The 12,569-nt window shown below is 40.9% G+C and carries 14 protein-coding genes; 4 read left to right on the top strand and 10 right to left on the bottom strand.

Annotated elements, in window-relative coordinates:
- Positions 1-172: 172 nt before the first annotated feature.
- Positions 173-1,402 carry a condensation domain-containing protein gene (locus tag ATORI0001_RS05520; protein ID WP_003150001.1) on the bottom strand — a complete coding sequence of 410 codons (1,230 nt, stop codon included), beginning with the start codon at positions 1,400-1,402 and terminating at the stop codon, positions 173-175.
- 284 nt (positions 1,403-1,686) lie between these two features.
- Positions 1,687-2,637: a hypothetical protein gene (locus ATORI0001_RS05515; RefSeq protein WP_003149799.1), complete on the bottom strand. Its 951-nt coding sequence runs from the start codon at positions 2,635-2,637 to the stop codon at positions 1,687-1,689.
- A gap of 277 nt (positions 2,638-2,914) precedes the next feature.
- Here ATORI0001_RS05515 and ATORI0001_RS05510 point away from each other — a divergent pair, with 277 nt between their 5' ends.
- Positions 2,915-3,418, top strand: a complete 504-nt coding sequence (locus ATORI0001_RS05510; protein ID WP_003150043.1) for a methyltransferase family protein — start codon at positions 2,915-2,917, stop codon at positions 3,416-3,418.
- Between the two features lie 231 nt (positions 3,419-3,649).
- Here the strand turns inward: ATORI0001_RS05510 and ATORI0001_RS05505 are convergent, their stop codons facing one another.
- The 5 genes from ATORI0001_RS05505 to ATORI0001_RS05485 form a co-directional block, all read right to left on the bottom strand.
- Positions 3,650-4,390 (bottom strand): TetR/AcrR family transcriptional regulator, encoded by a 741-nt coding sequence (locus ATORI0001_RS05505; protein WP_003149894.1) that lies wholly within the window; start codon positions 4,388-4,390, stop codon positions 3,650-3,652.
- 16 nt (positions 4,391-4,406) lie between these two features.
- Positions 4,407-5,180 carry an ABC transporter permease gene (locus tag ATORI0001_RS05500; RefSeq protein ID WP_003149904.1) on the bottom strand — a complete coding sequence of 258 codons (774 nt, stop codon included), beginning with the start codon at positions 5,178-5,180 and terminating at the stop codon, positions 4,407-4,409.
- A complete protein-coding gene (locus ATORI0001_RS05495) occupies positions 5,167-6,099 on the bottom strand; it encodes an ABC transporter ATP-binding protein (RefSeq protein WP_003149727.1) in 933 nt (310 codons plus the stop codon). The genes ATORI0001_RS05500 and ATORI0001_RS05495 overlap by 14 nt, the downstream gene beginning before the upstream one ends.
- Before the next feature lie 197 nt (positions 6,100-6,296).
- Entirely contained in the window at positions 6,297-6,914 is a 618-nt protein-coding gene (locus ATORI0001_RS05490; RefSeq protein WP_003149998.1) for a Type 1 glutamine amidotransferase-like domain-containing protein, read from the bottom strand.
- Between the two features lie 85 nt (positions 6,915-6,999).
- Positions 7,000-8,202 (bottom strand): alpha/beta hydrolase family protein, encoded by a 1,203-nt coding sequence (locus tag ATORI0001_RS05485; protein WP_003149871.1) that lies wholly within the window; start codon positions 8,200-8,202, stop codon positions 7,000-7,002.
- A gap of 277 nt (positions 8,203-8,479) precedes the next feature.
- Between ATORI0001_RS05485 and ATORI0001_RS05480 the strand changes: the two genes are divergently transcribed.
- From ATORI0001_RS05480 to ATORI0001_RS05470, 3 genes are all read left to right on the top strand, one after another.
- Positions 8,480-8,869 carry a GntR family transcriptional regulator gene (locus ATORI0001_RS05480; protein ID WP_003150003.1) on the top strand — a complete coding sequence of 130 codons (390 nt, stop codon included), beginning with the start codon at positions 8,480-8,482 and terminating at the stop codon, positions 8,867-8,869.
- Positions 8,870-8,886: 17 nt separating this feature from the next.
- On the top strand, positions 8,887-10,008 hold the full coding sequence (locus ATORI0001_RS05475) for a DUF1648 domain-containing protein (RefSeq protein ID WP_003150036.1): 1,122 nt from the start codon (positions 8,887-8,889) through the stop codon (positions 10,006-10,008).
- A 74-nt stretch (positions 10,009-10,082) separates the two neighbouring features.
- Positions 10,083-10,610, top strand: coding sequence for a hypothetical protein (locus ATORI0001_RS05470; RefSeq protein WP_050768528.1), 528 nt, complete (start codon positions 10,083-10,085; stop codon positions 10,608-10,610).
- A gap of 72 nt (positions 10,611-10,682) precedes the next feature.
- Here the strand turns inward: ATORI0001_RS05470 and ATORI0001_RS05465 are convergent, their stop codons facing one another.
- The 3 genes from ATORI0001_RS05465 to ATORI0001_RS07655 form a co-directional block, all read right to left on the bottom strand.
- Positions 10,683-11,165, bottom strand: coding sequence for a flavodoxin (locus ATORI0001_RS05465; RefSeq protein ID WP_003149762.1), 483 nt, complete (start codon positions 11,163-11,165; stop codon positions 10,683-10,685).
- A 72-nt stretch (positions 11,166-11,237) separates the two neighbouring features.
- Entirely contained in the window at positions 11,238-11,762 is a 525-nt protein-coding gene (locus tag ATORI0001_RS05460; protein ID WP_003150103.1) for an HsmA family protein, read from the bottom strand.
- Positions 11,763-11,838: 76 nt separating this feature from the next.
- Complete coding sequence (locus ATORI0001_RS07655; RefSeq protein WP_050768527.1) at positions 11,839-12,474, bottom strand: TetR/AcrR family transcriptional regulator; 636 nt, start codon at positions 12,472-12,474, stop codon at positions 11,839-11,841.
- Positions 12,475-12,569 lie beyond the last annotated feature (95 nt).

Genomic DNA, 12,569 nt, shown 5'->3' with positions numbered 1-12,569 from the left:
GGCAAACTTTCCTCAAATAAACCCCCTCTCGCTGCCACGAGAGGGGGTATTTTCATGTCCCAAGCGCGTCCTAAGTATCGGTTTTAGTGGGAAATTGCGAACATTACCGAATACAAACAAGCAGTTAGAACGCTTATGTGTATAATAGAATACTATTCGCTACACTTTTAGATTATAAATCTTCAATCATATTGCGAATATTATTCACAATAGAACAAAGCAAATCAAAACTTTTTCCACTTGCGTATGTGCAGGCCGATAAAGTGCATTTGTCTCTATACGTAGACGCAGCAAGCTGAAAATATGGCACTGGTTTATCTGCAGTAACAATGAAAGCATCCGAAATAGGAATCTCTTGAAATACGAGACGTTTTTCATCTATTTTTCCTAAATTTGTATATGAAGTCATAGGAACAGAAATCACTTTAGAAAGTATTTCTTTTACAATTGAAGGAGGAAGTCCATGGTCTAAGATATGTAACAACAGTGGTTCTTTAAGACAAAAACTATTGTTCTTTTGTATATGCATCTGTGCAGAGATTTCACGACAGATTTCTTCAAAGGTACTATTTTTATTAAACTTGATACGACAGTAGTAATTTCCCGTCAAATTGCAGATAGAGTTACTTGCATCTGCGTTAAATCTACGGAGGTCAACTGGGCATGGAATGATAATGTCATCCCATTGAAACATCTCATGCAACGTTAGCATATATGCTGAAAGCAAAATATCATTTATGCTAGGTCTATATTCATCTATACAAGAACGATATTGTTCTAATTTGGATATATCAATTTGCTTAGTTATAAGGTTTGGCTTTTGGCTACTCTCAGTGAGCGGTAAATGTAGCTTTTCGTTACTATGTTCTTGCGTTTTTGAACATATAATTTTTATTTTTTGCAATGTAGTAAATCCATTAATTACCTGGGAGAAACTTCTATCTTTATTTATTTGCACTCTTGTTTCTGTATTCGAGTAGAACTCAGCTAAAAGATATAATATCTGTTCAAATCCCCTTCCATCACAAAGTAGATGACTTGCGATTATACAAAGAGAGTCTTTTTTCTCGCCGCATATCCAGTAAATTCTTAGAGGTGCATCAATTCCAATTTCAAGTGATTCTAATAATGGATTACTTTTGAAAGTCGAGAAATCATTTTTAGCATGTATGATTGTTAATAAATCCTCATACGAAGTATTGGGGTTTGCAATCCATGTTCTCTTTTGAACATTATACCTACACAGTAAAATTGGATAAATTGAAGTCAATGCCTTTATTGCATGTCTTAACTTACTATCCTGCAATTGCCCATTAAAACGAATACATCCTCTAATAATGGGCTTTTGGACAAAGCTATAAATGTATTGCATGTAATCAAAAGGCTGACCTTTTAACTCCATAAGATATCTACGTCCTTAAAACATCACTACGCTACAGGTGCACTATATCACCTTTTTGATCGTTGGTTCTTTGTTGATTAAGTAATCGAACACACTCTACAATAACAGGTAAACATTACGACATATTAAAGCATCAGTATATGTGTTAAGCATAGTAGCCTATCTCTCCGGCACTATCAACAAATTGTAATGTGCAAGCGCCAAGAACTTCCTATACGAAATAGATACTATCTTGCTGTGGACGATGTCTATAACATGTTTACTATACAAATAATAATCTAGAATTATTTGTCCTGAGTAATTGCCAAGTCGATATCTTGTTTCTTGTTATCTTCTAAACTTTTACCATCTTTGATGTGGTAATACTCGATAACTCCTTCAGCTTTGGTAAGATCGGCAAGAGGTATTTTTTTATTGGAGTTGTTAATAACAAAGGCATAGACTCTCTCACCACGCTCCAGATAGTTAGAATCATAGGACCAGAGCGTGTTATCTGAATTATCTAATTGAAAATTGCAAGCAATCCATGTATCAGACTTATTTATAATCTCAAAGACATAGCCTTCCATATAACCGTCTGGACTTTTAGCTATGCCAACATACCTGACATAAATATCATCGTTATCAACAAGTACTTTATCTACCTCGGTTTTCAGCTTAAAGCGCATAGAGGATTCAATTTTGCTAGAGAAATTACGGCCAATAGTACCTCTATCTGCCATTGCATCAAAAGGTTTATATTTCAAACTCGAATAATCACCAGATATTTTAGTCACCTGCGTAAGAACAGCCTTTGATCCATCGGAACCTTCAATGGTCATCTGACCTGTACTGGAATCTACGGCTGCAGTGTAGCTTCCGGCGTTTCCTGCAAGCGTTATTGTAAGTTTACCGTCAGCATCGACAGACCAAGTAAATGGCTTTTGAGCACCAAGGCGAATAAACAAACCGGTACCGTCTTCAGCAAAATCGTAACCATAAATTGCCTTATATGTATCTCTTGCAGTTGGATAAACGCTCTCAACAATGTCTCCCTGATCCGGGTCGTTGATGGACTTAGCTTCCCAAATGCCTACGAATGGAGCCATTGCAGCTTTCTTCTCTTCTTCTGCTTTCTGAGCCGCAATCTCTTCAGCAGATGGTTCAGGGGTTTTTGTAGAACAAGCAGTAAATACAGTGCCAGAAGAAAGTACAAAGACAAGTACAAGTGCCAGCACCAACCGACGTTGTTTCATTGAGCATCCTTTCAGGGGAGGGGTGCACTATTAAAGCAAAATAAGCTTTTTAACAGTCAATATGTTACAACAAATCTAGCAAATTCAATAATTTTAGATTCGTATAGACTGGTCAAAAGGTAGACGCCGGGCTTATTGAACCAGATATTTACAAATCAATACGAACGACGGTGTTCTGCGTATCTACTCAATACGAAGGATCTTGTGTGTGCGGTATACTTACTTGCGTACAGTTAGATAATACTAACATTACAATATATTGAGTGGAGTTAAGGCTATGACACCTCAAAAAGACAAGAAGGATCATCTCCCCGTGCTTGGAGCTGGACCTGCATATGTGATTACCATTGTAGTTCTGACCACGACTTGCATTGTATTATCTCAGATGGGGGTTTTGCCTTACCTTCGTATTCGGGCGACCATTGCGGTGCTTCATACTGCAGGAACAATCTTTTTTGCGGTGGGTATTTGGCTTTGGGTTTTGGCCGCAATTAAAGAAAAACTTCAGGACAATATTATTGCGAATAAATTGATAACTACGGGCGTATATTCAGTGGTGCGTAATCCCATTTACTCTGCATTCGCCTTTGTTCTTACTGGTGTTTTGCTGATTTATAGCAATCTCTATTTGCTTCCACTGCCGATTTTATATTGGGCTCTATTGACCATAATGATGCGAGCAACGGAAGAAAAATGGTTACTAGAGCGATTTGGTGATGAATATAGAGATTACTGCAAGCGAGTCAATCGTTGCATTCCGTGGTTCTCAAAATCTAAATAGTGATTTAGTTAGGGAGCACTGTGCATAAAGAGTCGATCTTAATGGGCAGCGGCTACTAAATATATAAGAGGCGAGAAGCTCGTAATATAGTTCTAGTTAAGCTAAGTGTTAGCGAGCATGAGAATCCTATACGCACAAAAGTCGTACGAGAAATGTGCGAGACTTTCACAAAAGTCGTACGACTTATGTGAAAGGATTGATAAGACGTTGTAAGCTTTAGAGAAAACGCTGCTATTTCCACCCTTGGAGAAGGGCGTCAAGCCCTCTTTCAAATTGGGTGCTGAAGTCCCACTTACCTTTCATTATGTCTCCAATGAGCATACTGAGCGAATCAAGCTCATCAGCCGGCAGAGATTCAATTGCTTCAGAGAGACTAGGAGCATCTTCTTCTGAGGTGTTTCCTACAGGAGGCACAGCTTCCGAAGCAGAAAAACCTGTGGTATATACCGTAACAGCGGTTGCAATTCCAAGCATATCCAAAGGTGCAGAAAAACCAGTTTTAGAGAGATTTGCGAGCATCTTAGCAAAAAGCGAGAGCTGCCCAGGAGTAGAAATCGGGTGAGTAAGCACTAACATAATGGCATTTGGATGCTGTAGAAGCGTGTCATGTAATGATACCGCATAAGCACGTAAGTAGTTCTGCCAGCTCATTTGACTATAAACTTCTGTATTACACTCAATACCAGAGATAAAACTTTCCAGAGCACGTCTCAGCACCTCTTCAGAGACGCCTTCAAGCAGTGCAGACTTGTTTGGTACATGCCGATAAAAAGCAGCTTGGGAAACACCAAGACGTTGCCCAAGCGCTCGAAGAGAAAGAGAGGACAGGCCCTTTTCGTCTACAAGAGCAAGTGCTGTCGAGAAAATCTTTTTCTTTGAAAGCGTGCGGCTCTTGGATGAACTTTTAGTCGAGCTTTTTGTAGCGCTCTTTGCGGAACTTTCAGCTGGACTCTTAAGCGACTTACTAGGCACCTGTCCTCTTCCTTATTTAACGGGATCGTTGACCTTTCTTAAGCGTAAATTGTATCACCACAAGTATCGCAAGAATTACAAAGAATACCCCAAGCATGCCAACTTGAGGCAATACGTCAGCTACACCAGCACCATCTAAACTGACTGCATGAACTGCATTAAGAGCCCAGTAAGCTGGTGAGAATTTTGCCACGGATTGAGCCCAGTCTGGAAAGCTTGAAACTGTACAGAAGGATCCACCGATTCCTGCGGCAAGCATACCTACGATGTTAGAAAGAGACAAAGCAATGTCTTCTGTGGGCGTCCAAAGAGCAAGCGCTACACCTAAAGCAGCAAGAACTGCAGAGAATGCAAGGATTACTAGGATAAGTGCCCCAACATTTCCGGTTGGTCGATACCCAAAAATTAGTGCGCCAAGACCAAGAACGGTAAGAACTTGGACAGCTTGTATGAGGTAAGCGACAAACGCTTTTCCTGCAAGAATTGCGCCTTGAGGAGTTGAGGATGCTTCCAGACGAGGCCACATACCCCAAGCATATTCACGGAAGAAAGATTGAATGATAGTTTGAACTGAGAGGAAAGAGAAAAATATAGCCATACCAGGTATTGCTTGCTCTACTCCTGTGACGTTGGTATAACCATCGGCTAAAAGCATAGATTTAAAAGCAGGCTCCATAAAAGGAATCATAACAAGAGGGAAGATGCTCAGAATGAGCGTAGGAGTTGGGTCCATCAGTTGGAGGCGAATATTGAGTCGTACGACTGCTGCAAATTTCTTAAGCGTTGTCATGATTTGTCTCCTCTCCAACAATCGATAAATATGCGCTTTGAAGGCTTGCCTGTGATATGTGTACGTTTTCTAGGGTGTTTTCTCTTAAAGCAGGATTGGCGAGAAGATCAGCAATGGCGCTTCCTGCATCGTTTGCATTGTTTTCTCGCAAAAGTTTCACGCCGTTGCTTTGCCAACCGTCAATAGAAGGAACAGGTTGTGAGAATTGCAGACTGATTGAGCTACGTGCGTAGTTGGCAATAATCTTTTCAAGCGAGCCTTCTGCTGTAATGTGACCGTTATGTATGATTGCAATATCAGCACCAAGTTCTTCAAACTCAGCTAGGTAGTGGGAGGTGTAAATGATTGCTGCACCGTTTTTGGCAAGTGATTGCATGGTGTGCAAAATGCGGCTACGCGCTTCAACATCAGCTCCCACCGTTGGCTCATCCATAAAGATAACCTTTGGTTCGTGCATGATGGCCATACCTGAGTGCAGCCTTCTTTTTTGTCCACCGGATAGATGACGGGCCCGCTTGGTTTTCTCGCTTGTAAGTCCTAACAGCTCCATCACCTCTTCTGCTCGTGTAAACGAGCGTTTGCGAGAAAGTCCTTCAAGCTGTCCGTAGTACGTAAGGTTTTCTATGACGGTAAGGTCAGGGTAGATTCCAAGGTCTTGCGGAGCGTATCCAATAAGATGACCTACCGATTCTTTTGTAGGATCCATTCCACAGACGGAGATTAATCCGGAATCTGCTTGCCTAAGTCCGCAGAGTATTTCAATTAAGGTTGATTTTCCAGCTCCGTTTTTGCCGAGAAGACCAAGTATTTGACCGGGCATAACTTTGAGGTCTACTCCACAAAGTACATGGTGGTCTCCATAGCTCTTTTGTACCGCGCTGAGTTGCAGGGCGGGGGAGCCTTTCTTTACGTCAGACACAAAAACTCCTTTTAGTACTGCTGATAACGGTTTATTGCTTTCGTCATCAGATGTTTCTTTTCAATAAGTTAACACTGTTAACTTATACCGGCGAGTAATATGTTAACAACGTTAACTTAAATGTCAAGGAGTATTTTGGATTTTTGAATTGAGATAGTAATGGAGTTAATTATATGCGTGTTTGCAGGTATTTAGACCTATAAGGGCTCTGTTAGTGTAGAGGAGACTCCATTTTCAACAATGATTGCTTGTGAGTTATTTAGCGGAATCAAATTGATCTTCTCGCCATAGACTTTGATTGTTTGAGCAGTTGTTTCAACAAAAGGAAACTCGCCATTATGGGGGAGGACATAATAGTCTACAAGTCCCATGCCTGAGTAGTTTGTGAGCTCTGTAGCAATTGTCTTGTCATCCATGATTTGATTATACGAGATATCTGGACAAGCAATTATCGCTCCTGCAGATTCACCAATATAGAGCATGTCGTCTTGGATCTTTTGTTTGATAAGGTCGAGAAGACCGTTTCTTTTCAGTTCTTGTAAAAGATAGAAGGTATTTCCACCGGATATGCATAGGCATCCGGAGTTTTGAATGGCTTGCATACTCTTGTTATGTGGAGTTGTTGCGACGTCAAGGATGGCTACGTCATAGCCGCTTTCTTTCAGTGCTGCTATTCCCTCATCAACATAGTCTCGGTATTCTTCTACATTAGCGGCTGTAGGAATGAATAAGATTTCCTGTACATCATTTTGGGTGAGGAAGTTCTGAACAAGTTCTTTTGTACCTGCTAAGTAGGATGTGAGAAAGAGTTTCATTGCATTCCTTTGCTGTGTATTACGTGAGTAAGATTCTTTGATAAAAAGATAAGTTTTATGATATTTATACTATAGTGAGTCAATTTCATTTAAATAAAGTGTCCAACCAATCAAAAACGACATTATGGGCAAGTCTCAAATTGTTAACTTGACAATGAGCGTCTGCACCACTTTCCGCTTCAAATACTTGAATTTTCGTTTGTGGGTTTTTGAATCTAAGCGCTTCATAGATTACCTTAGTTTGGTGTTGTAATTCAGCACTTTCACCTTCTCCCATAATAAACAGGCAAGGACATTGAATCTTTTGATAATCTACAATCTTTGCACGGTCGAACACCTCATCGATAGCGTTCTTAAAATCAGAGGTGCCAAACTGCCAAGAATATTTTTTAAGGTTTAAATTTGCAGATTCGTTTAAATTTCCAGCTAACTTTAAAATGGTATTCATTAACCAACTGGGAGTTTTTAAGCTTGATCCAAATTCTTTTCTGAACACTTCTGCAACGTCGTAAATGGGTGTACTAGCAATCCAAGCATGAATTCTTAGATCTTTTTCAACGGCTTGCGCAGTAAAATACCCTCCTCCACTGACACCATAAATAGCTAGGTAATTCAGCTTAGAATTTCTATTTTCCAACCAGTCTATGCATAGCGAAATTGGAGCAGAGGCATCCACATCAAAGACTAGCCCTCTACTAGGGTTGCTCCCTTGACCAGGAAGGTCAACCATTAGAACATTATATTTTCGTATCCATCCAGGATATCCTGCAAAGTAAAATAAGTCTTCACGATAAGTATCACCGCCGCCAATCATAATCAGTGTTGGACAATCATCGCCGGTGTGAAGATAGTAACCAGGCAAATAGGAATCTTGATAAGTAATGGTTAGTTTTTCAATTGGTGCACCTAGCGAATGAATTGCGTTAGAAAACGCTTGCTCCATTTGGTGAACGGTAGACAAGTATTCATCAGAAAATGGATTTATAAACTGGATTGCCGAACGAAGGGAATAGGTTTGTGCTAGATAATACTGAGCTTTTGTTTGTTCACTTAAATCTGAATTGCTTGCTTTTTGTTTAAGATAGTTTCCATGTGATAAGAAGATATTTTTCCAGTCATCAGGTTTTGGTGATTTTCCTAGCTTTTGAGTAAGAAAGTAAAGTTCTCCGTGAGAAAAGCCAAAAACTTCACCAATTCCCAACAACCAATTAAAGAAGAAATCCGTATCACCATTTTTAAAATATATCCGAGTAGACTGTCTTTTTAAAATGACTTCGTTCTTCTTCATTATTTTCCTCCTTTTTAGGTTATTTTAATTGCTTATGATACCGAATCAATAGTCTTTATTAGATAACTAGATGTATTGATTGCAATCCTACGCTTAGCATTTTTGGAAATAATGAGATAGATGTTCTTTAATGAAGTCTCATTAAAGAACTCTTACTTGTTGTATAGTACTATTTCATATTTGTTATATCTGTTCTATAACAAATATGGTAAAATAAGCTAAATTGATAGAACATGCAGACTATTACCCTATTTGATATAAAAGGGAAGAGGATTGTGTGATTATACGTATTGATCAGATGGATCGAACACCTGTTTACCAGCAGATTCGCAATCAAATCGTTGCAGCCATTGGGCAGGGTGAATTGTGTCCTACAGATAGGCTCCCGAGTGTATGCTCACTTGCAAGTGACCTTGGCATAAATATTCATACGGTAAATAAGGCATATGCCGTATTAAGGGATGAGGGATATCTTTTTATGCGGGGACGTTCAGGCGCAATTGTGGCAGATTTTAAGCAAACTGCTACGCCTGAGCGTATTGCAATAAATTCAGAAGAACTTGCAGAAAAGCTCCAACAGCTCGCTTTAGAACATCGTGCTCAAGGGGGAACTAAGGAGTCATTTCTAGAGATTGCACATACACAAGCTAAGTATGCGTTTGTCTAAGGGGGGGCGCACTGGTAATGAACATCATTTCAATTAGTGCACAGACAATAGTAACGTTTGTAGTTGGATTATTTCTTGCTTTCATTCCGTATATAACACGACATAACGAGTGTTTTGCTGTGACGGTACCAGTTTCTGCTCAAAAAGATTCACGTATGATTTCTTTAAAGAAACGCTATGTTGTAGAAATGCTTCTTACAACAATACTAGCAACCATTTCTTCTGTAATAGCAGGGAAGTTACTAACAACTAATCAAACTATAGCTGGCTTAACTCTTCTATATAGTGCTTTAGTGATTCCTGCAATTGTCTCTTTTGTGTTGATGTTGCATGCCCGTTCTAAGGTAGTAGCCCTTAAGAAATCTGAAGGTTGGGATTTCGAGCAACATAAGATGACTGCTAGTGTTGTCGAAAAAGACTTCCCGAATCCGATTTCTTTAAGATGGAACCTTATGTATATTCCTATTATTTTGGGAACAGTTTGCTTGGGATTCGTTCTTTATCCGAGCATGCCTGATATGTTGCCTATGCACGCTGATTTCACAGGAACGGTTGATAGCTACACGCCAAAAACGTTTGGTAGTGCCCTTGGGTTCCCTGTTGCATTTGAAGTCTTCATGGCGGCGTGCTTTATCTTTTCTCATTGGATGATTGTGCATTCAAAACATGCGGTTGATCCTAGTGAGCCAGCTACTTCTGCATTTTCATATGGAGTTTTTGCTCGTGCTCAGAGCATATTCCTTTTCATAATAGGCTTACTTATAAGCGGTGGTCTTGGTGTTTTGATTGTTCTTTCATCAGCAGGGTGTATTAGTCTTGGACAAGTGGGATTTATCGCTGAAATTTTTGTTGTGATTACCGTCGTTGGTATTTTGGTACTTTCAGCTGTCTATGGTCAGTCAGGTTCGCGAGTATTTAGGAAGTTAGACTACAATGAGAATGATCTATCAGATGAGGATAGACATTGGAAACTTGGCGTCTTTTATTTTAACCGTGAAGATGCAAGCATCTTTTTACCAAAACGATTTGGTGTTGGATGGACTATGAACTTTGCACGACCAGCTGTTTGGGTAATTATTGTGGGTCTTATTATTTTCCCTATAGTCTTTGTTGTACTTGTTTCTTATTTGGCGGGGTAAGGATATAAAGGATATTCCAGGGCCTGGTACGCATACCGATCCTCTATAAAGAAGTTTCGGAAGCGCTTACCTATATGAAGGTTCAGATGGCATGTGTTGTGGGCAATTATGTAGTAACACACGCGGGCATAACAAGGGAGTGGGCTTATCGCTTTCTTACGTCAGACCAAAGGGAAACTCCTCGTACGCTTTCCGATGCTCTCAATGAAATGTTTCGACGCGGAGATGATAAAGCTCTTGCGGCACTTGACAGTGCAGGGCCAGGTCGCGGTGGAAATGAAATTGCCAGTCCACTTTGGGCGGATCTGTCAGAACTCTATCAAGATCCGCTTCCTGGTATCAATCAAATTGTTGGACATACTCCCGTTGAATCCATTGATATATGGGAGATTCCCACCAAAGATGGTACACGTACAAAATCAAAGTTGATTTTTTGTGATACGTTCAGTCTTACGCCACGTTTGATAGCCGTTGGGGATGGCAGTATGCTTTTGGTTGAGGGTACGTCGGCCAGAGTCGTAACTTCAGAAGAGCTGGATTTGAAACCATGGGATATGGCTTCTTGGAACTGGATGGATACCTACGTATTGCCATTTTTGTAGAGCGATTAGGGCGACAATAAAAAAGGAGTAGACGAACTGAGTGTGCTTAACACGCTGGAAAAGGAACACTCTTTAGTCTCTTGAATCTCGATAAACCCCTGACGTTTCCAACCATTTCTGCAATTCGTCAAAGCTGTAACCGCCTTTTAGAGCGATACCCTTCTTTATATGGGACGCACCGCATTCTCTTTTGTAGTCCTCAAGCATGTGGCCGAAGCCTCCACCACCATGTGTGCAAAACGGAATAATTGTCTTCCCGCTTAAATCCGTTGTTCTCAAAAACGAAAGAACAGGAGGAGCAAACGTTTTCAGCCAGTTAGGAGAGCCTATGAAGATTGTTTCAAAATCATTTATATTTGTAAGACCTTGTTGCAACGGAGGACAGTACCCCTTTTCAATTTGAGCTCGTACCTCTTTTACTGCCGTGCTATATGAAAAGGAATACGGATTTTGAGGTTTCAGCTCTTGCAATTCTCCATCCGTAATGAGTGCAATGTCTTCCGCGAGCTTTCTTGTTATGCCCGAATACGAGTAGTACACAATCAAAGGATTCATACAAGGATTCCTGTCAGTCGGCTGATGTAATGTAATGCCGGCACATTATATCACCAAATTATCCTTTCATGGCTACGTGCGAGCACATGGTTTGCGTCGATATACAATGAAGCCAATGACGAAGGCTATACCAAGCGCTATACCAAGCGCGAGGTTTGAGCCCATGGCAAGAGTCGGTATTCCCATGAGCATGCCGCAAATGTAAGGCACAAGCCACACAAGCCAAACTCCAATACTGAGACGATGAAACCGAGCGAGTGTTGTGGGATTTTTCTTGGAATACACGATAGTTGCCCATACCGCATGCACGATCATAAGGATAATCGCAAGTGCTCCGGTCGTTGCATGTACCGGACTCTGAGAGCCGTTTTGTGCAATAAAAGACATACATGCTGTCCCCGTTGTGTCACACGCAAGCCCCAGGTAAAAAAGCACGATATGACTCAGTTTAAGTGTGCCCGACTGGCGTTCGGCAAAAACGCCAATAGTATAAAAAACAAGCGCACCCGTAATTATCGTCGTAGCAAATCCAAGCATAAAGACACCGTCCCATACTGTTGCTTCACCTTTTGGTTTAAGCATTTGGTCGTGATTCATGGACGGTATTGATGCTAGTTGCCATAACGTGAACAACAATACGGTTTGGTTCACGATGCTTTTGTCAGACGCTGTTTCAGAGATTATGCCGGTCGGTATCGTAAAGACCACGTTCAAGGAGCGTAAACAGTACCGTGCAATCGGCGTTTTTCTCGCGTAGGGAATCCAACATGGAACGTACGGTAAACGTCGTAATAGATGCTATATCTATTTCTGCCGGTAGTGTTTTCCAATTAATATGCTCATCTTGTGTGAGAACTTTTTCAAGTCCTGATTTTGCATGTTCAAGCATGGTATCCATGCGAATTTGGGCGGCGAGAAGATCGGCTTTTGGAAGATCTTTCCAGTCCCTTAGCCAGTCTCTCCTAAAGACAGCAACTGCTGCAGAGGCGCAATCCCAAAGTCTCTTGCAATACTCAACGTATGATTCGTCCACGTTGATATGACATATTTCGTGGAAGAGAGCGTGCTCGAAGTAACGCTCAGCGGCTGCGACCATGATGTCGCTCTTTGAAGGAAAGAGTTTGTACAAGTAACCAACTGAAACATTCGCATTCCGTGCGACTCCTCGTGCGGAAATTGCGGCAAGTCCTTGTTTTGCCCCAATAGAATAGGCGGCTGCAATGATTCTTTCTTTTTGAGCGGCACTGTCATCCACCTCTTTGGATCGGGTTGTATTTTGCTTGTGCGCAGCATGACCATGCTCACTCATAAAACACAGATCCCTCCGCTTTTATAATTGCTGTATACGTATGGCGTACGCACTTTATAACACCGGCTATTATACCTTGTGAAATTGCGCTAATA

Origin of the sequence: Lancefieldella rimae ATCC 49626, from assembly GCF_000174015.1 — a bacterium.
Lineage (GTDB): Bacteria > Actinomycetota > Coriobacteriia > Coriobacteriales > Atopobiaceae > Lancefieldella > Lancefieldella rimae.
This window is presented reverse-complemented; position numbering and strand designations above follow the sequence as displayed.

Coding starts and splice junctions, on each gene's coding strand:
- ATORI0001_RS05520 (WP_003150001.1), bottom strand. CDS start 1,402: ATGGAGTTAAAAGGTCAGCCTTTTGATTACATGCAATACATTTATAGC.
- ATORI0001_RS05465 (WP_003149762.1), bottom strand. CDS start 11,165: ATGAATCCTTTGATTGTGTACTACTCGTATTCGGGCATAACAAGAAAG.
- ATORI0001_RS05490 (WP_003149998.1), bottom strand. CDS start 6,914: ATGAAACTCTTTCTCACATCCTACTTAGCAGGTACAAAAGAACTTGTT.
- ATORI0001_RS05460 (WP_003150103.1), bottom strand. CDS start 11,762: ATGAATCACGACCAAATGCTTAAACCAAAAGGTGAAGCAACAGTATGG.
- ATORI0001_RS07655 (WP_050768527.1), bottom strand. CDS start 12,474: ATGAGTGAGCATGGTCATGCTGCGCACAAGCAAAATACAACCCGATCC.
- ATORI0001_RS05500 (WP_003149904.1), bottom strand. CDS start 5,180: ATGACAACGCTTAAGAAATTTGCAGCAGTCGTACGACTCAATATTCGC.
- ATORI0001_RS05470 (WP_050768528.1), top strand. CDS start 10,083: ATGAAGGTTCAGATGGCATGTGTTGTGGGCAATTATGTAGTAACACAC.
- ATORI0001_RS05515 (WP_003149799.1), bottom strand. CDS start 2,637: ATGAAACAACGTCGGTTGGTGCTGGCACTTGTACTTGTCTTTGTACTT.
- ATORI0001_RS05510 (WP_003150043.1), top strand. CDS start 2,915: ATGACACCTCAAAAAGACAAGAAGGATCATCTCCCCGTGCTTGGAGCT.
- ATORI0001_RS05485 (WP_003149871.1), bottom strand. CDS start 8,202: ATGAAGAAGAACGAAGTCATTTTAAAAAGACAGTCTACTCGGATATAT.
- ATORI0001_RS05475 (WP_003150036.1), top strand. CDS start 8,887: ATGAACATCATTTCAATTAGTGCACAGACAATAGTAACGTTTGTAGTT.